At 42.0% G+C, this 649-nt stretch carries 1 protein-coding gene; it reads right to left on the reverse strand.

What is annotated here, in order from left to right; all coding sequences use genetic code 11:
- A partial coding sequence (locus tag A3738_RS09990; RefSeq protein ID WP_156504174.1) for a DMT family transporter occupies window positions 1-649 on the reverse strand: 649 nt, incomplete at both ends.

Consider the following 649-nt stretch of genomic DNA (forward strand, 5'->3'; position numbering starts at 1 on the left):
AGCGCAGGTGTAAGTAATGTCATCATTGCCACAGAAGACGCACCAGCCTCTTTCAACAAGTAAANGTAAGCGCAAAAGCCAAGCAATGAACCAAAAATAGCCAAGTAAATGATCGCGTGAACCGAACGACTATTAATATCAAACATCGGTAAATCACCATCCAGAAGTAGCCAAGCGATAAAGAACAGAGGCAAAGACACCAATAAACTTGCAACTGTCGTGGATAAGGGATGGCCTTTAAATCCAATCTTTTGGACCTTCACTCCGCTATAGCTGTAGAGAACCACTCCGCTAAGCAATAAGGCAATCCCCAACAATCCGTTTTGTGATAACGAAATCGTATCAACAGAAACAAGAATTAGACCAAACAAGGCCATTATAAATGCGATGATTTTGTGCTTCTGAAAGTTGTCTTCACCAAGCATAAAAAAGGCAAAAATAGCCGATATCATTGGCGATAAGGCAAACAATACCGATATCAAACCGGACGGAATATACTGAGCAGCGCTATACACACAAAGCATTGCTCCTGCGATACCTAACTGAGCATATGAATATGTCGCGATAGAATGTGTTGTCCATACAATGCGTACACGTAAAATCGCCAATAGAAGTAGCCCTACGATCACAGCTAATGCCATTCGCAGTC

This window comes from Oleiphilus sp. HI0066 (genome assembly GCF_001635725.1).